Source organism: Bacillus sp. EAC, assembly GCF_002156875.1.
GTDB lineage: Bacteria > Bacillota > Bacilli > Bacillales > Bacillaceae_G > Gottfriedia.
Genome location: NZ_NCSY01000002.1, coordinates 183,678 through 201,211, shown reverse-complemented (window position 1 = coordinate 201,211; position 17,534 = coordinate 183,678). Strand labels below are relative to the sequence as shown.

General features: G+C 32.6%; 22 protein-coding genes and 2 other annotated features. Of the genes, 16 read left to right on the top strand and 6 right to left on the bottom strand.

From position 1 onward, the window contains the following. Window positions 1-26: 26 nt before the first annotated feature. Complete coding sequence (locus tag B7R65_RS04145) at window positions 27-593, bottom strand: biotin transporter BioY (RefSeq protein WP_088041486.1); 567 nt, start codon at window positions 591-593, stop codon at window positions 27-29. 209 nt (window positions 594-802) lie between these two features. Between B7R65_RS04145 and B7R65_RS04140 the strand changes: the two genes are divergently transcribed. The 4 genes from B7R65_RS04140 (at window position 803) to B7R65_RS04125 (ending at window position 4,845) form a co-directional block, all read left to right on the top strand. After that, window positions 803-1,312: a GrpB family protein gene (locus B7R65_RS04140; RefSeq protein WP_088041485.1), complete on the top strand. Its 510-nt coding sequence runs from the start codon at window positions 803-805 to the stop codon at window positions 1,310-1,312. 37 nt (window positions 1,313-1,349) lie between these two features. Continuing rightward, complete coding sequence (locus B7R65_RS04135; RefSeq protein ID WP_088041484.1) at window positions 1,350-1,757, top strand: bleomycin resistance protein; 408 nt, start codon at window positions 1,350-1,352, stop codon at window positions 1,755-1,757. A gap of 95 nt (window positions 1,758-1,852) precedes the next feature. Further along, window positions 1,853-2,080: a binding site (T-box leader), on the top strand. A gap of 52 nt (window positions 2,081-2,132) precedes the next feature. After that, window positions 2,133-2,363, top strand: a binding site (T-box leader). A gap of 269 nt (window positions 2,364-2,632) precedes the next feature. Continuing rightward, window positions 2,633-4,369, top strand: a complete 1,737-nt coding sequence (locus tag B7R65_RS04130) for an aromatic amino acid hydroxylase (protein ID WP_088041483.1) — start codon at window positions 2,633-2,635, stop codon at window positions 4,367-4,369. A 107-nt stretch (window positions 4,370-4,476) separates the two neighbouring features. Continuing rightward, window positions 4,477-4,845: a VOC family protein gene (locus B7R65_RS04125; RefSeq protein WP_088041482.1), complete on the top strand. Its 369-nt coding sequence runs from the start codon at window positions 4,477-4,479 to the stop codon at window positions 4,843-4,845. A 54-nt stretch (window positions 4,846-4,899) separates the two neighbouring features. Here B7R65_RS04125 and B7R65_RS04120 read toward each other — a convergent pair whose 3' ends face one another. Beyond that, window positions 4,900-5,640 carry an MBL fold metallo-hydrolase gene (locus B7R65_RS04120; RefSeq protein WP_179194761.1) on the bottom strand — a complete coding sequence of 247 codons (741 nt, stop codon included), beginning with the start codon at window positions 5,638-5,640 and terminating at the stop codon, window positions 4,900-4,902. A 237-nt stretch (window positions 5,641-5,877) separates the two neighbouring features. Here B7R65_RS04120 and B7R65_RS04115 point away from each other — a divergent pair, with 237 nt between their 5' ends. The 7 genes from B7R65_RS04115 (at window position 5,878) to B7R65_RS04085 (ending at window position 10,946) form a co-directional block, all read left to right on the top strand. Beyond that, on the top strand, window positions 5,878-6,867 hold the full coding sequence (locus B7R65_RS04115; protein WP_088041480.1) for a GNAT family N-acetyltransferase: 990 nt from the start codon (window positions 5,878-5,880) through the stop codon (window positions 6,865-6,867). A gap of 45 nt (window positions 6,868-6,912) precedes the next feature. Continuing rightward, complete coding sequence (locus B7R65_RS04110) at window positions 6,913-7,455, top strand: GNAT family N-acetyltransferase (RefSeq protein WP_088041479.1); 543 nt, start codon at window positions 6,913-6,915, stop codon at window positions 7,453-7,455. A gap of 25 nt (window positions 7,456-7,480) precedes the next feature. Further along, window positions 7,481-7,930, top strand: coding sequence for an SRPBCC family protein (locus B7R65_RS04105; protein ID WP_088041885.1), 450 nt, complete (start codon window positions 7,481-7,483; stop codon window positions 7,928-7,930). After that, a complete protein-coding gene (locus B7R65_RS04100) occupies window positions 7,927-9,045 on the top strand; it encodes a GAF domain-containing sensor histidine kinase (RefSeq protein ID WP_088041478.1) in 1,119 nt (372 codons plus the stop codon). The genes B7R65_RS04105 and B7R65_RS04100 overlap by 4 nt, the downstream gene beginning before the upstream one ends. 16 nt (window positions 9,046-9,061) lie before the next feature. Continuing rightward, a complete protein-coding gene (locus B7R65_RS04095; protein WP_088041477.1) occupies window positions 9,062-9,709 on the top strand; it encodes a response regulator transcription factor in 648 nt (215 codons plus the stop codon). A gap of 136 nt (window positions 9,710-9,845) precedes the next feature. Continuing rightward, a complete protein-coding gene (locus tag B7R65_RS04090) occupies window positions 9,846-10,394 on the top strand; it encodes an NADPH-dependent FMN reductase (RefSeq protein ID WP_088041476.1) in 549 nt (182 codons plus the stop codon). A gap of 150 nt (window positions 10,395-10,544) precedes the next feature. Then, on the top strand, window positions 10,545-10,946 hold the full coding sequence (locus B7R65_RS04085; protein WP_088041475.1) for a VOC family protein: 402 nt from the start codon (window positions 10,545-10,547) through the stop codon (window positions 10,944-10,946). A 119-nt stretch (window positions 10,947-11,065) separates the two neighbouring features. Here the strand turns inward: B7R65_RS04085 and B7R65_RS04080 are convergent, their stop codons facing one another. After that, on the bottom strand, window positions 11,066-11,440 hold the full coding sequence (locus B7R65_RS04080; protein ID WP_088041474.1) for a YmaF family protein: 375 nt from the start codon (window positions 11,438-11,440) through the stop codon (window positions 11,066-11,068). 353 nt (window positions 11,441-11,793) lie between these two features. Between B7R65_RS04080 and B7R65_RS04075 the strand changes: the two genes are divergently transcribed. From B7R65_RS04075 to B7R65_RS04065, 3 genes are all read left to right on the top strand, one after another. After that, window positions 11,794-12,264: an Lrp/AsnC family transcriptional regulator gene (locus B7R65_RS04075; RefSeq protein WP_088041473.1), complete on the top strand. Its 471-nt coding sequence runs from the start codon at window positions 11,794-11,796 to the stop codon at window positions 12,262-12,264. A 10-nt stretch (window positions 12,265-12,274) separates the two neighbouring features. Next, window positions 12,275-12,889 (top strand): LysE family translocator, encoded by a 615-nt coding sequence (locus tag B7R65_RS04070; protein ID WP_088041472.1) that lies wholly within the window; start codon window positions 12,275-12,277, stop codon window positions 12,887-12,889. A gap of 64 nt (window positions 12,890-12,953) precedes the next feature. After that, a complete protein-coding gene (locus B7R65_RS04065; protein ID WP_256941150.1) occupies window positions 12,954-13,526 on the top strand; it encodes a LysE family translocator in 573 nt (190 codons plus the stop codon). A 165-nt stretch (window positions 13,527-13,691) separates the two neighbouring features. Here B7R65_RS04065 and B7R65_RS04060 read toward each other — a convergent pair whose 3' ends face one another. The 3 genes from B7R65_RS04060 to B7R65_RS04050 are packed head-to-tail and all read right to left on the bottom strand — an operon-like array spanning window position 13,692 to window position 15,075. Beyond that, complete coding sequence (locus tag B7R65_RS04060) at window positions 13,692-14,327, bottom strand: hypothetical protein (RefSeq protein ID WP_088041470.1); 636 nt, start codon at window positions 14,325-14,327, stop codon at window positions 13,692-13,694. Window positions 14,328-14,338: 11 nt separating this feature from the next. After that, window positions 14,339-14,749 carry a permease prefix domain 1-containing protein gene (locus tag B7R65_RS04055; protein WP_088041469.1) on the bottom strand — a complete coding sequence of 137 codons (411 nt, stop codon included), beginning with the start codon at window positions 14,747-14,749 and terminating at the stop codon, window positions 14,339-14,341. Beyond that, a complete protein-coding gene (locus B7R65_RS04050) occupies window positions 14,749-15,075 on the bottom strand; it encodes a PadR family transcriptional regulator (protein WP_088041468.1) in 327 nt (108 codons plus the stop codon). Before B7R65_RS04050 ends, B7R65_RS04055 begins: the two co-directional genes overlap by 1 nt. A 237-nt stretch (window positions 15,076-15,312) precedes the next feature. Here B7R65_RS04050 and B7R65_RS04045 point away from each other — a divergent pair, with 237 nt between their 5' ends. Together B7R65_RS04045 and sigJ are read left to right on the top strand one after the other, a co-directional pair. After that, window positions 15,313-16,617 carry an NAD(P)/FAD-dependent oxidoreductase gene (locus B7R65_RS04045; protein ID WP_088041467.1) on the top strand — a complete coding sequence of 435 codons (1,305 nt, stop codon included), beginning with the start codon at window positions 15,313-15,315 and terminating at the stop codon, window positions 16,615-16,617. A 20-nt stretch (window positions 16,618-16,637) separates the two neighbouring features. Further along, complete coding sequence (gene sigJ / locus B7R65_RS04040; RefSeq protein WP_088041466.1) at window positions 16,638-17,516, top strand: RNA polymerase sigma factor SigJ; 879 nt, start codon at window positions 16,638-16,640, stop codon at window positions 17,514-17,516. The last annotated feature ends 18 nt before the right edge of the window (window positions 17,517-17,534 follow it).

Genomic DNA, 17,534 nt, shown 5'->3' with positions numbered 1-17,534 from the left:
TTCAAATAGATGAATGAGCTTTTTTATTAAGCAGAAATTTGGTCGCGTTTTAATAAGTTAGCTTTTATTAAACGTTTACCTACAATTACACCAATTGAAGATGCTAAATATGCTTTAACAATTCCAAGTAGAATGAAAGGATAAAATCCCCCTGTAAGTGCAGCAGTCCAGCTAAGAGACAAAGCGATTTTTAACCATATAGTACCAAATATTAGGGTAACTAACATTCCGATTGTATTTGCGATCATGGCATTTACGACTGTAAAGCGTGTTTTTTCAATATAATAAGCAATTATAAATACAGTTGGGATAAATCCAATTAAATAACCACCAGTTGGGCCGACAAGAGCAGCAAATCCACCTGAAAATTCTGCGTAAACTGGTACACCAATTGCTCCAATTGCTAAATAAATAAGTACTGAAATCGTTCCATATTTTCTTCCTAATATGGTTGCTGCTAATCCAATTGCTAATGTTTGTCCTGTAATTGGGACCGGAGAAAAAGGTAGTGGAATAGATACTTGCGCTAAGATACCAATAATTGATGCAAATAAAGCTGAAGTAATAAGCATTTTCAATCTTTCTTGTTGCATGTTTAAATCTCCCTTTCGTTATGTTAACTATTTAATCATTTTAGTTAACATATGATAATTAAATTATAATTTATCAGCAAAAATTGTCAATAACAAAAAAATAATAGAGTTATAGTATATCTAGTTTGAAGGATGAAAAAAGGAATATTAATTATTGTGAAGAAATAGTAATAAAAAACTGACAAAATTGTGGAAGGAGACGATGGGAGATGTCATCAGCAATACTAAATCTAAGTAAGTATGATCCTGTTTGGATAGGTGAATATGAAAACGAAAAGTGCAATATCTTATCGGCTATTTCACATGAGATTATCGATATTGAGCATATTGGAAGCACATCAGTAAAAGGATTAGGAGCAAAACCAATAATAGATATTATGGTTGGGATTGCAAATTTAGAAGATGCGGATAATTTGATAAAACCTTTAAGTTCTATTCATTATGAATTTGTGCCGAAGCCTGAACTAATTGATAGAAGATTTTTTAGAAAAGGTCTCTGGGGACAAGGCTCCTGTCATTTACATATTTGTGAATTCAACAATACTGAATGGGTAGAAAAAATATTGTTTAGAGACTATTTAAGAAATCATCCGGAATCTGCAATTGAATATTATAAACTTAAAAAATCACTTGCAAAAAAATATCAATTTGATCGACAAACATATACAAAGAAAAAGGAACCATTTATAAGAGAGATTATTAAAAAGGCTAAAGTGTAGTTATATTTATATAGTATTGGTTGGAGTGTGAATTTTGATGAGAATGCTAAATGCTATACCTGCACTACCAGTAAAAGATATTGAAAAGAGTGCTATTTTTTATCGTGATAAACTAGGATTTACAATCAATCATGTTGAAAAAGGATTTGCGATCATTTCATGTCATGAGGTTGAAATTCATCTATGGCTAGCAGATGATGAAGGCTGGAAAGCTGGGATGCAAAGTAATATATGTCCAGTAACTTCAGGCGCTGAATCGTTTATTTCTGGAACAGCAAGTTGTAGAATACAAGTAGTTGAAATTGATAAATTATATAATTTTTTCAAACCGTTAGGAGTATGTCATAAAAATACTTTATTAGGAGATCGACCATGGGGGTCTCGCGAATTTGATGCGTTAGATTTAGACGGCAATTTAATTACATTTTTTCAGAGAACACAATAATAATTATTTGAAAATAATTTAAAAGAGAAATAATTTTTTAAAAAAATTGTTGACTTTTTGTTAGAATAGGAATAAAGTTGGTATTAATTAAATGACGAAAAGCAATGATAGGAATCAGAGTAGTGATGTTTTCCCTGTAACAGAGAGCTGATGGTGGTGCAAATCAGTATATAAAACAACATGAATTACAATCCTGGAGCATCTTCTTCGAAACGTAAGTGAGGGGAAGACGGTGAAGAGCCGTTATGAAATGAAGATATTAGTATAATTTTTTATGCTAATAATTTAGGGTGGTACCGCGAATTTAACCTTTCGTCCCTACTGTGCAAACAGTAGGGACTTTTTTATGTTTATAAAACAACTGCAATTGAATAATAACAAGCAATGATAGGAACTTAGTAGTGATGTTTTCCCTGTAAAAGAGAGCTGGTGGTGGTGCAAATCAGTACATAAAACAACATGAATTACAATCCTGGAGCATCTTCTTCGAAACGTATAAGTGAGGGGAAGACGGTGAAGAGCCGTTATGAAATGAAGATATTAGTATAGATACGTTAATTTACTAATAACTAGGGTGGTACCGCGAGTGAAAAATTCGTCCCTACTGTGCAAACAGTAGGGATTTTTTTTATGCCATAAGTCACCTAAACTTTGAGGGGAGTGATGTGAATGATTGATGACTATAAATACCGAATAAAAAAAGATTTTAGGGAAAGAAGGAGTAATTTGGAAAAAGTAGAAATGGTTTAATGATGAATAAAACTTGCTTAGAAATGCTCAAAAAAGCTTTAGCAAGATTGAATAGAACGGGTATTTTTAAGAAAGTAAGGTAATAGAGTGTTAAGTGAAATCATTTAAAAAGGGGAATTGATGAAATGAAAGAAGCAGTTTTTGAAACAAAAATAATACCACCTCATCTAAAGCAATATTTATCGGAGCAGAACTATGATTTATACACGCCAATTGATCATGCGGTATGGCGTTATGTAATGAGACAAAATCATCATGCGCTAAAAGATAAAGCACACGCTGCATTTGTAGATGGTCTTAAGCTATCAGGAATTGAAACGGAAAAAATTCCAAATGTAGCTGAAATGAACCAGTCTCTTTCTAAAATTGGTTGGGGTGCAGGAATTGTAAATGGATTAATTCCAGGTGCTGCATTTTTTGAACTGTTAGCAAATGGTATTTTACCGATTGCAACAGAAATTCGACAAATAACAAATATTGAATACACACCAGCTCCTGATATTATTCATGAGGCTGCTGGTCATGCGCCAATTTTATTTGATCCAGTATTTAGAGAGTACGTACAGAAAATTGGTTCGATTGGTGCGAAAGCATTCGCAACGAAAGAAAAACAGGAGCTTTTTGAAGCAGTTAGAAATTTAACGATTGTCATGGAAGATCCAAAATCAACTGCAGAAGAAAAGGCTGCTGCTCAAAAATTAGTAGAAGAAAAACAAAATGCAATCGTTGGAATTTCTGAAGCTGAAACAATTTCACGCGTATTCTGGAGAACAGTTGAATATGGTTTAATTGGAGAAGTTGATAATCCGAAAATTTACGGTGCAGGCTTACTATCATCTGTTGGAGAAAGTACTCATTGCTTTACTGATGCTGTAGAGAAACTACCTTTCTCAATTGAAGCTAGTACATTACATCCAAAAAATATAACTGAAATGCAATCACAATTATTTGTTTGTAAAAGCTTTGATGAACTAATGGAGGGTGCAGAAACAATAGCAAGTACAATGGCATTCCGAGTTGGTGGAACTGAAAGCTTGGATAAAGCACTTAAATCGAAAAGCGTCGCTACATTTGAATTGAACTCAGGTTTACAAGTAACAGGTATTGTTCATGCAATCTTAAAGGATGCAAATGGAGAAGCAATTTATGTTAATACGACAGGTGAAACAGCACTGTCAATTAACAATAAGCAATTAGATGGTCATGGTAAAGATTATCATGCTAAAGGATTCGGAACACCAATTGGGCAACTAAAAGGGAATATTGAATTAGAAGAATGTGATGATGATGCGCTTAAAAATTTAGGTATTGTTGTTGGAAACTACGTTGATTTAGAATTCTTAAGCAATGTAAGCGCTTCCGGTAGAATTGTAAATATCATTAAAAATAATGATAAAGTTGCTTTGATTTCATTTGAAGACTGTACAGTTTCTTGTGAGGGGAAAGAATTGTTTAAAAAAGAATGGGGAACTTTTGATATGGCCGTTGGATCACGTGTTGTATCAGCTTACCCAGGTGCTGCTGACCCTGCTTCTTACTTTAGTGAGACATTTAAAGAGGTTGAAGCTGACGGAGTAACACCAGCTCCATTAACGGAATTAGAAAACTTATACCAACAGGTTAGAGTAATAAGAGAAAAGAATACTTTCTGTGATGATTGTATTTCAAAACTAATTGCTGCGCATAGTGAACTAAATCGCTCACATCAAAGTGATTGGTTGCTACGTTTAGAGCTTCTAGAGTTAGCTGTTTCTAATCCAAAACTAGCACAATTAGTGCAACCTCTAAGAACTGAACTAGAAGAATTACGAAAAGAAGATTCTTTAAAGAACCTAATTACAAATGGCTTAAAGCTAGTTTAATAAACATGAATAGATTGAAAAGCATTACTTCTAAAAGGGTAATGCTTTTCATATTTTCAAGTTCTGTTAATCTAAAAATGTACTTATAGTCGAGAGAGGTGTTAGCAATGACTTTCGAAATTAAAGGGATTGATCATATTCAATTAGTTTCACCAAAAGGTGGTGAGAATGAGGCAAGAAAATTTTATGGCGAAATATTAGGAATGAAAGAAATACCAAAACCGGATAATTTAAAAGGTAGAGGTGGGTGCTGGTTTATTTGTGGGAATCAAGAAATTCATATAAGCATTCAAGAAGATTTTGTTTCTCCTAAAAAAGCGCATCCAGGTCTTATTGTGACAAACATTGAAGTATTGAGAGAAAGACTAATTACACTAAATTTTGAAATTAAAGAGGAACCGCCTATTGAAGGGCGAACTCGATTTTTCGTAGCCGATCCGTTTGGAAATCGAATTGAGTTTTTAGAGCTTCATTAATGCATATAAAAAACCACTGTTCGAGAAGAAAAAGTGGTTTTTTAATAAGTAAATTTAAATCTGTATCTTTTGGAAAGGTTGGACAAGTTTGATTCCATCAATACAAGTCATTTTAACCTTGCTATCATCATAATGCATTGCGTATACTTTCTCTTTCTCATCGTATGTTAATTGGCTAAAATCTCGGACACTAGCATGTACTGGAATATCGAAAGGGTAAAAGTGAATATCATAAAATACTTTTTTCGATTTTGGAAGAATTTTTTGTAATAATGAGGAATTGTAAATACTATCAGCTGAGTAATAAAACTCATTTTCTACAAATAAACCGAATACTGGCATATTTGGTACATGTTTGCCTTGAATTAAATTAAACTTTAATCCATTAATATCAAATGAGTCTGCTACAGTAATAACATTAAAATAATCCTCTAACTTCTTCTCACCATCATTGGTGAATTGAAGTCCATTTTTTGCACTTTCCCATAGACCTGCTTTAAGTGATTCATGTATGTATAAATTGATTTTGCTTACGTCCTTGTCTTTATTTTCCAAGGGTGAAATAAATTTGCGATAATAGGCTAGTTTTTCAAATCCATTGATGTGATCACCGTGTAAATGAGTGATAAATAGATTATCGATATCGCTATAGGATAAACCAATTTCTTCAATTCGAATGTAGTTTGAATCTGGAATATCGATAAGAAGGTTCGTATGATTAAAGGTTAATAATGCACTATTATGACCTAATACTTTACTAAATGCATCACCACAACCAATAAAAGTAATCTCCAAATGTATCACTCTTTCTAATCTTTTTTCAGTAGTATAGCATAGACAGGGATTCGTTTAAATTAGGAAGGGAATTAAATCATTTCAACAATAAATATTGGTAGAGCATTACTCCTAAAAGAAGGAAGTAATGCTCTTTTTATTGAAAATAATAATTGGAACTAAAATGCGGATTTTTGTCTATTAATCTGACAAAAATCGATTTGTAATCCAGCTTATTATGACTTCAGGAGGATTAAGATGAATATTGTTGAGTTTAAGAATTCATATATAGATGAAGCTGCAAGTCTTTTAGCAAAGCGGCATATAAATGAGCGTATGATGAATCCTGAACTACCAGCTAAGTTTGAGGAAGTAGAATTTGCTAGAAAAGCCATTGAAGCACTATTAAAGGAGAAGAGCTTTGGTGTAGCTGCAATGCGTGATTCTAAATTAGTTGGTTATATGGTAGGTACAATTAGTACTGATAAAAATCGTGAACGACATACATGGATTAAATATGCAGGTTTTGCTATAGCGGAGAAGGAGGATATAGATTTAATTCGTGAACTATATGCTCGTTTTTCAAATGAGATGGTTAAACATGGTTCCTTCAACCATTATGTAATGGTACCAAGTGGGGACGGAATGACATTAGATGCGTGGTTCCGACTAGGTTTTGCATATGAACAAGTTCATGGGATTCATGAGATTTTAGAAGGAACAGAGTCTTTAAGTGAAAATCATGATCTTCAAATCCGATTAGCAAATAAAGAAGATGAGGAATCTATTCGAGAACTAGCAACGGTTATCATGGAGCATCAAGCTAAAGCACCTGTATTTGCTCCAGGTTTTATTGAGGAAAGAAATGATTATCAAGATGGCTACACGAGCTTAATTGATGATTCCACAGCAAATTTTTGGTTGGCACTCCATAAAGATGAGATTGTTGGTTTCCAAGTTTATATGCCTGCAGAAGCTACCGATGACAATATGTATATTCCAGATTCTTGTATTAGTTTAGTGGTTGGAGCAACAGTAGAATCTGCAAGAGGCATGGGTGTAGGGTCAGCTTTATTATATAATGGACTTAAACATGTAAAAGAAAATGGCTATACATTATGCGAGACAGATTGGCGAATGACAAATATAGAATCTTCTAGATTTTGGCCAAGAAATGGATTTAAGCCGGTTGTACATCGTCTAGTTCGTCATATTGATCAGAGAGTTTTATGGGCAAAAGGTAAGTAAGATAGAGCGATAATACTGGAATTAGGGATTAAGGGGGATTTAGAAATGAATTTAACAGGTAATAATGTATATTTGAGAAGACTAGAAGTAAGTGACGCACAAGATTTATTGGATATTGAAGTTAGAAACTTTGAGTTTTTCAAACCATATACTCATATTAAAGATGAAGAATTTTATACACTGGATTATCAAAAAGAAAGAATTAAAGGAAATAATGAGAGAAGCGAAACAGATCTTTATTACTCGTTCGGAATCTTTTTAAAAGACACGGGCGAACTAATAGGGCTCACTATGTTAGCAGAGGTTTTAAGAGGAAATTTACAAAGTTGTTTTGTTGGTTATTACTTAAATGAAGAACATAATGGAAAAGGTTATACAACTGAAGCGGTTCAGTTAGTTGTAGATTATGCATTTAATGAGTTAAAGCTACATCGAATTGAAGCTGGGGTTATGCCACACAATATAGGTTCGATTAAAGTATTAGAGAAGTCAGGATTTCACAAAGAAGGAATCGCAAAGAAAAATGTAAAAATAAATGGAAAATGGGAAGATCACCAAGTACTAGCAATCATTAATGAAAATTGTTAATGAAAATTGTTTTGGAGGTATTGAAATGAGTGTAATTAGTTATCCAGACCTTACAAGTAGACCACATAGCTTATCTGTTGAGAGAGTAATGGAAACACCTTTAAATGTTTTGTACGAGGCTTGGACTGAAAAATTTGGTGATTGGTTTGCTGCTCCAGGTTCAGTTATCATGAAAGCAGAAGTGAATTCAGTCTTTTTCTTTGAAACACATTTTGAAGATAAACGTCATCCACATTACGGTCGCTTCTTGAAATTGGAGCAAAATCAACTAGTAGAGATATCTTGGTTTACTGCAGGAACAAAAGCGGAAACAGTTGTAACAGTTGAGTTTGAAACAAATGAAAGTGGAGCTGCAGTGATTAAGTTAACTCATGCTGGTTTTCCTGATGAGCTTTCAAGAGATCAGCACAAGGAAGCATGGCCATTTGTACTGGATCAGTTGGACAACAGGATGAAGGAATTAGTTAAAGGATGAAAAAAGAATCGTTTCTTTTAGAGTTGCAAGTATTAAAAGAAATTGCAGAAATATTGAATGAGGGTACTGATTTATATAGTACCCTCGACTGTGCGTTAGCCAAATTAATTCAAGTTACTGGATTAGACACTGGTTGGATATTCTTAATCGATAAAAATGGAAATTATGAATTGGTTGCTTCACATGAATTACCACCTGCTTTAACAAATGAAGAAATAAAGCCAATGTGTAACGGAGATTGCTGGTGTGTTAGTAAATATGTGCAAGGTAGGTTAAATAAAGCTTCAAATATTATGGAGTGTAAAAGATTAGAAGATTCGATTATTCATAAATGGGGAGAAACAAATGGCGTAACTCACCATGCTACTGTTCCGCTACAAGCAGGAGAAGAATCATTTGGTTTACTCAATGTCGCAGCTTCTAATAAATTGCAATTTGATCAAGAAGAATTGAATTTATTAGGTGCAGTTGCCTTGCAAATTGGTACGGCTATAAAAAGAATTCAATTAACTGAAAGAGTAAAAGAAATAGAGGTAATTCAAGAGCGTAACCGATTAGCGAAGGATTTACATGATTCAGTTAGTCAATTACTATTTTCAATAAGTGTTACAGCTAAAGCTGGGATGAATGTATCAGATAATCAGAATTTAAAGGATACATTTAATCAAATTCAACAAATTGCTCAAGAAGCACAAGCCGAAATGAAAGCTTTAATTTGGCAACTTAGACCACAAGGAATTGAAAAAGGGATTGTTAGTGCATTAATTAACTATGGCGAAATGCTAGGATTGAACGTACATAGAAATGTAAAGGGAATTACAGTCTTACCAGCTAAAATTGAAGAAACTCTATGGCGAGTTGGTCAAGAAGCCTTAAATAATTGTCGTAAGCATTCTGGTCAAACAGATATCTATCTGCAATTATCTAGTAATAGTAAGAATGTGAAAATGACCATTCAAGACAAAGGCGTTGGTTTTAATTGCCCTTCGAATGTTGTTATCCCTACTCTTGGTTTAAAAAGTATGAGGGAAAGAGTTGAATCACTCAAAGGGTCATTTAAAGTTGATAGTGAATTAAATAAAGGGACGAAGATCACAATGAATATTCCTTTTTAAAGAAGGAGAAGAATGTATGACTATTAAGCTATTAATTGCAGATGACCATCATGTTGTCAGAAGAGGGTTAATTTTCTTTTTAAATACCCAGACAGATATTGAAGTAATTGGGGAAGCTTCGAATGGTGAAGAGGCTTTGAAATTAGTAAAAGAATTAAAACCTGATATTGTCGTTATGGATTTATCTATGCCGATAGTAGATGGAATTCAAGCAACTGAACGAATTAAAATTGAGGGATATCCTGTTAAGGTAATGATTTTGACTAGTTTTTATGATCAAGATCATATTTTACCAGCAATTGAAGCTGGCGCAGCTGGCTATTATTTAAAAGATAGCGACCCTGATGAGTTAGTGTCAGCAATTCGTAAAATTTATAATGGAGAAAAACAGTTTCATTCTAAGGTTACGACACAACTAGTATCGGCATTAACAAGTAAAACTGAAACAAAAAAAGAAGATATTTTGCAAGAAAAACTGACAAAGCGTGAAATTGATGTATTAAAGGAAATTACGCGAGGTAAAAGCAATAAAGAAATTGCATCTGCATTATTTATAACAGAGAAAACTGTGAAAACACATGTATCAAATATATTGGCAAAGACTCTGCTTCAAGATCGTACTCAATTAGCACTTTATGCGATTCGAAATGGATTATCTGATTAAAACCTACAACTTTAGTTGTAGGTTTATTTAATTCTTATCTACATCAAAACGTGTAGAAAAGTTCTACCAAACGACTGACGATTACAACAATTCTTTTGACTATACTAAAAGTACAAAGCTAAGAGGAGTGGAAAGTATGAATATTGTAATGATTAGTGGAAGTCCAAGGAAGGAAGGACGAACAGGGAAATTATCAGCAATTATTTCTAAAAAATATGGTATTAAAACGATTGATCTAAGTGAATTAGTTTTACCAATCTATAACGGACAAGAAGAACAGAATGAATTAATAAACATTCAAAAGTTAAGAGCACAATTGGAGAATGCTGACGCAGTTATTGTAGCTACTCCTGAATATCATGGGGGCATGAGTGGAGCGTTAAAGAATGCATTTGATTTTTTAGGAAGTAAACATTTTAAAGACAAACCTGTTGCCATCATTGCTGTTTCTGGTGGTGGAAAAGGTGGAATAAATGCATTAAATAATATGAGAATTGTATTAAGAGCACTTTATGCAAATGTATTATCAAAACAATTAGTTATTGATCCAACTGATTTTATTTCCGGAGGGTTAAGTTTAGATGAAAATCCATCATATTTAGTTGACGGTTTAATCCAAGAGTTAAAGCTTTATACACAATTAGCTAAAAAACTAAATGAAGAGTGGAGTGCTTCAAATTATTAGGCTGTTCTTAAACTTTGTTGCTATTTAAGAAGGATTTTAGTTGATTTCCATTCTAATCAACTTCTTTTCAATTTCATGATCGCTAATAAACCTTTTAAAAAACAATCTTAAAGAAAAGAGACAATTATTAATAAATGAATGGAGATTATTATGGGAAATTGGGTGCAATTTCGAATTGCAAGACCAACAGATCAATTAGATAAAATTATTGAATTTTATGGTGAAGGACTTGGATTAAAACGGGTTGGAGGGTTTGAAAACCATGACGGCTATGATGGAATCATGTTCGGATTACCTAATGTTGAATATCATCTAGAATTTACTCAACATATCGATGGAAGTCCATGTCCTGCACCTACAAAGGATAATCTTCTAGTATTTTATATACCTGATCAAACCGAAATTGAATTAGTAAAAAATAGACTTCATCAACTAGGCTATGATGAAGTCGAACCAGACAATCCATATTGGCTTGGAAAAAGCATTACAATTGAAGATCCTGATGGGTGGAGAATTGTATTAATGAATACTAAAGGATTGAAGAGTAGTTAAGGACCTCCATATATGGAAGGTCCTTTTTCATTTAAAGAAAGAATTTATGTACATTAAATGTGACATAAACATACATAAATCAATATTCATTTAATTTAGCAGTATTAGTAGCTACCTTTTCACACAAGAGGTTTATCAATTAAAGTAGCGAATTCAAGGTCATGGTCATGTTCGTCGTTTTCAGTAGTCATTCCTCTGACGAAGTGTACATGTTTTCCATTTCCAACAGGAATAGGAGGACCAGTTTCTATTATAACTTCATGATGATGATCTAAAAAATCTGTGTTAACTGTAATACGATGGATATGACTATGTCTTCCTTTTGGAATTACTTCACTTGTAACTCCGGCAAACCGATGGTTATGTCGATCATCTCCTTCCTCTGCCAATTTAGTGCTAGCAAGAAACTCATGCACATGGGTTTGAGCTTTTTGACTGGAATTGTTTGATTCCTTATTTCTTTGACGTTCAAAATTTGAGGGGTCTCTGTGCATAAAAGTGATGCCTCCCTATAAAAAAAGTTTGTCTTACCTTTTCATGTTATTAGGCATATAAAAAATATATGTTTATTAAAGCTAGTCCATATTGGATTTTAATTAATTTTTAATTTTTTATTCAAGATTGGTTTTGAACGATCCCGTTCAATTGTTGAGAAAGTAATGTTCAAAACACAGTCTAAGTGGCATTTAAGTATAGTAGAAGGAAATTAAAATTTCGAAAATGGTCATTTTAATGGTTTATGGTAAGCCAACATTTAAAAAGAGTAGTTTTCATTTGAGAAAGTGTTGAATTACTTTCATAAAATAAGATATTATATAATAAAACTTATAAAAGAAGGTATTTGAAAATGGATACTTACGATTTGAAAATCATTAATCGCTTAATGGATAATTCAAGAATCAAATGGGCCGATTTAGCAGCAGAAATTGGATTGTCTGCTCCCGCTACTGCAGACCGAGTGAATCGGTTAACAGAGCAAGGTGTAATTAAGAACTTTGGGGTATTAGTTGATTCAGAAAAAGTAGGTAGTGAACTCACAGCATTTGTAGCAGTATCACTTGAGCGTCCTGAAAATAGAGCACCATTTTTAGAACTGATTAATCAATTAGAAGAAGTACAAGAATGTCATCATATTGCTGGTGAGGATGATTATTTACTCAAAATTAAAAGTAGAAATACGAAGGATTTAGACCGAGTAATTAGTCATGAAATTAAAGGACTTAAAGGCGTTATTCGAACAAAAACAACAATTGTAATGGATACAACGAAAGAGACTTTTCGACTTCCACTACAAAAACATAAATTTTCAATAGAGTAGGGAGGGGCATATGAGTATAGCATTTTTTATAAAAGGATTAATTATTGGTTTATCAATTGCTGCCCCAGTTGGACCAATCGGTGTTTTATGCATCAGAAGAACTTTAGCACATGGAAGGATTGTGGGATTAGTTTCAGGCTTAGGAGCAGCTACAGCAGATGGGATTTATGGTTTGATTGCGGGGTTCGGTCTGACAGTTATAACTAATTTTTTAATTGGTCAGCATTTTTGGATTCAACTAATCGGAGGTTTTTTCCTTTGTTATTTAGGAATAAAAACACTCAGATCAAAAGCTAGTTTTGATCAGTCTGACACGCAAAAGAAAAATATCATTAGTGCATTTTTATCAGTCTTATTTTTGACGCTTACAAATCCAATGACGATTCTATCTTTCATTGCAATTTTTGCAGGATTAGGTATTTCGAGTTCAGATAATAATTTAATCGCATCTGTTATTTTAGTTGTAGGTGTTTTTTGTGGGTCTACTTTATGGTGGGTTATTTTAAGTAGTGGAGTAGGCTTGTTTAGGAATCGAATAAGTAATCAATCTTTAACAGTTATTAATCGTTTATCTGGGGTCATTATTATTATTTTTGGTGGTATTGCATTATACGGCTTACTTTAAAACCTCACATTAAGATTGAATATTGAAAGGAATTTTTAAGATGTTGTTACTAAAGAGTTTTATTTTGGGTTTTTCAGTATCGGCACCTGTTGGCCCAATTGGATTACTATGTATACAGAGAATTCTTTCTAGAGGAAAAACTGCCGGATTTATGACTGGCTTAGGTGCATCATCAGCAAATTTAATTTATGCAAGTATAGCAGCATTTGGATTTTCTGTTGTCTCATCTTTTTTGATTGAACAGCAAATGCTGCTAAGGGTTATAGGTGCTGTCTTTTTATTTTACTTAGGAATCAAAACATTTCTAAAAAAACCATCAAATACTGCTGCCAATTTAAAAGGTGAAAGTTATATAGGAATGTATCTTTCAACATTTTTATTAATGATTACCAATCCGGTGACAATCCTAAATTTCGTCGCAATGTTTGCTGGTTTAGGAATTGATAAGGGTTCTAATACTAATTTATCAGCTTTTTCATTAATTATCGGTGTCTTTTTAGGTGCGATTGCTTGGTGGTTTATTTTAAGTAATATTGTAAGTATCTTTCGAAGTAAAATTACGCCTTATTTGGGTTTAGTTAATAAAATAGCTGGATTACTAATTATTATTTTAGGGGTTATTTCATTTATTGAATAAAAAAAAGGAGCTTAAGCTCCTTTTTTCATGTTAAAAAGAACAATCAAGCACCGTAGTGGAAATCTACAAAATACCAGATACAAAGTTTACAAAAACAACTAAAATAAAAAAGACTCCAAATTAAATTTGAAGTCTACATGAATGCACTATGATTCTATAATTGAACTAAACTATTTTTTTCTTCTTATACACATAGAAATACATGCTAAGTGGCCACCAAATAACTGCAAAGATTGGATAGATTGCCCATATCGTATGAGGCGAAGAAATGTAATTTACATAAATAAAGAAAATACTGATTAAAATACTAGCATAAAAAGAATAGGCTACAAAGGATTTCTTTTTCGCGTGATAGATTGATAATGGCCACCACATCACGACAAATGCAGGATAAATTGCCCAAGGGTATTCTGGAGAGGTAAGATAATTTAAAATTGAATAGTATGCAATAGTGATCATGCAACCAATTAGGGCAACAAATAATGTGTAAGCTTTTTCTTCTAAATACATAATGATTGGCCACCAAATTAATGGATATGCAGCATATAAGAACCATAAATAATCAGGTGAATGAATTAAGTTTTCAGTAAAAAGAAATGCAATAATGACTAAACTAAGGAGAAATGAAAATTGTTTTAATGATCTTTTCGAAACAAAGTATAAGCTAATAGGCCATAAAAGAAGGAAGAAACTAGGATAGATAAACCATAGCGTATCAGGTGAAGTTATAAAATTAACAATCATAAAAAATATCATTGTCATAATGCATCCAGCAGTAGCAAATTTCACATAATTCTTCATTGTTTCATCCCTCACTTTTTACGTTGTACATAAAAGTACATTGATAAAGGCCACCATAATAATCCGAATGTCGGATAAACGAACCAAATTGTTTTAGGTGTATAGTAGAAATTAATAAAGATAAAAAATGCAATTATTAAAGCACTACCACAAAGAGCAAATTTTAAATTTAATTTTGCTAATTTAATTCTTCGATTGTCTATCTCGGGTTGCTTAACTCCAAGTTCTTTTTTTAACTCTTCAATATCACCAAATTCAACAATAGCCTTATTAATTGCATCCTCTTCTTCTTTACCATTCTCCATTAGATACATTACTTTTTCTTCTAAATTTTGAATGATCTCTTGTTTTACTAACTCAGTTTCTTTACTTTTTGGAATTTCTTTAAATAATTCTTCAATGTGATTTTTAATTTTTCTCATCATAAGTCCTCCATAAATAAATCGATAATTTCTTTAACTTCCTGCCACTCTTTCGCCATTTCGTTTAAATATGCCTTACCTAATGATGTAATTTTGTAATACTTTCGTTTTCCACCATGGGTGATATCTCCAAAATAAGCTTCAACAAGTTCTTTCTTTTCCAAACGCTGAAATACTGCATATAAAGTAGCTTCTTTAATCTGAAATCGATTGTCTGTACGTAATCCTATTTCTTGTGAAATTTCATAACCATAACGATCTTTCTCAAAAATTAATTTTAATATAATTGAATCTAAATGTCCGCGTATGATGTCACTTCTAACCATAATCCACCTTCTAAAACATATTATTCTATCTGATAGAGTAATGTTAACAATAATTACTCTATCTGTCAAAGTAATTTTTTCGAGGAATTTTTATTAATGTAATCTATACAAAACAACTATGGTTTCCTGTAATGGAAACTAATTCCTCAATAAAAAGTTATTTATTTTCTTCAATATGTCACAATTTCCATCACTTATTCGTCTTAATTAATGAAATAGAGGAAAGGGTGAAGAGATATGAATCAAAATCAATTAAGTAATGATGATAAATGGGATGTTGTTATATTAGGTGGAGGGATAGCAGGTTTAACGGCATCAATCTATTTAGCAAAGGAAGGAAAGACAGTATTATTAGTAGAAAAAGGCTCAAAATTAGGTGGTAGAGGAATATCAAATAATGTTGGGGGTGCACAATTAAATCTTGGTGCGCATGCCTTATATACAAATACGCTTGAAATCTTAAATGAAGTTGGTGTCAACATTTCTGGTAAAACGCCGAAATTAAGTGGTTCATTTGTTTTTGGGAATAAAATGGAAGAATTGAAAGCCATTGAAGTGTTCAATTTATTTCTAGGTAATCACTTGAAGTGGAAAGAGAAAATGGAATTTCTTCGGTTTTATCGCCACATTCAGAAAATGAGTTTAGAACAGTTAAATGAAGTGTCATTAGAGAAATTTTTAAATGAGACAATATTTAATAAAAAAGTAATAGAACTCATACTTGCTCTTGTTAGGGTGTCTACTTTTACAAATAATCCTGAATTAGTGAGTGCTCGTGTCGCAATCAGCCAATTAAGAAGTTCGAAAGTATTGTATGTAAATAATGGCTGGCAATCAATAGTTGATGATCTAGTTACCAATGCAATCAAACATGGTGTAACTATACAGAAAAATTTGATCATATCAAATATTAAAGGTTCATATCCAAATATAGAAATAACGACTAAAGACGGAAACTGTTTTTCAACTAATTGTTTACTTTCAACAATCAATCCTCAAAATTTAGTAAAAATTGTCGAAAATCAATGTTCAGAATCATTTATCAAAAAATGTTCAGAATTTATTCCTGTCCGTGCTGCCTGTCTTGATTTGGTCATGAATGGACTTCCAAATCCAAAAATAAATTTTGCCTTAGGTATCGAAAATCCATGGTATTTCTCAAATCACTCAACTGTCGCAAAGCTTTCAGATAAACCAGGGGAAATTGTAGTTCATGTAATGAAATATTTAGATTCAGTCAATGAGACTGAACCTTTGGAGGATGAGCTTGAATTAGAAGGGTTTCTAGATTATATTCAACCAGGTTGGAGAAATTTTGTAGTGTCACGTCGTTTTCTCCCTAAGTTAACAGTCTCCAATGCGATTAAAAGGCCGCTTAATAATCAGGATCTGAAACCAAATTATGAAGAAGTAGGGATTGATGGCATTTATGTTGCAGGAGATTGGGTAGGTAATACAGAAATTCTACTGAACGCGTCACTAATAAGTGCAAAAAATGCAACGAATTATATAAATCAGAAGTTTGCGCTTCAATATATTTAAAATAGAGGGGAAGTCATTTTGTGGAAGTTGATGTTTTATATTCTCAATATAAACCACTTCTATTTTCGATAGGTTATAGTATGTTAGGATCTGTAGAAGATTCAGAGGATTTAGTACATGAAACGTTTCTAACTGTTCAAAAATTAAGTCATTCTAAAAAGGAAGAACCAAATAATATAAAAGCATTTCTCTGTAAAATTATGACGAATCGTTGTCTTGATCTTTTAAAATCATCAAAACATAAAAGAGAAGTATATGTAGGACCGTGGCTTCCTGAACCTTTCATTCAAGGATACATTGGAAATCTAAGCGAAGATCCGATCGAAAAGATGATTTTAGACGAAACGATCTCATATGCTTTTTTAGTTCTGCTGGAACAGTTAACTCCAATCGAGAGGGCTGTATTCGTTTTACGAGAGGCATTTGAATTTGATTTTCGTACGATTGCTGAAGTATTAAATAAAACTGAATTAAATTGCCGTAAAATCTTCAGTAGGCTTCAAAGAAAGGTTCAACAAAAAGAGCTTATTCCTAAACGAAATCTTAATAAAGAACTATTAATTGCAAAACGATTTATAGAAGCCTCGGAAACTGGTAATTTAGATATACTAATTTCATTATTAACTGAAGATATTGTATTAGTTACCGACGGTGGAGGTAAAACAAAGGCAGCCCTTCGTCCAATCAGTCAAAGGGAAAATGTTGTTGCTTTCTTGGTGGGTATAAGTAAGAAAGTAAAGGCTCCTACAAATATTGAATGTGTCATTGTAAATAATCAGATTGGTTTAATTGTATCTAGCGCTGATCAAGAGCCAACTCTCGTTTGTTTTGAAATAGAAGGGAATAGCTACCGAAGAATCTATATGGTACGAAATCCAGATAAATTGAAACTTTTGTAATAACATGTGAAATCATTA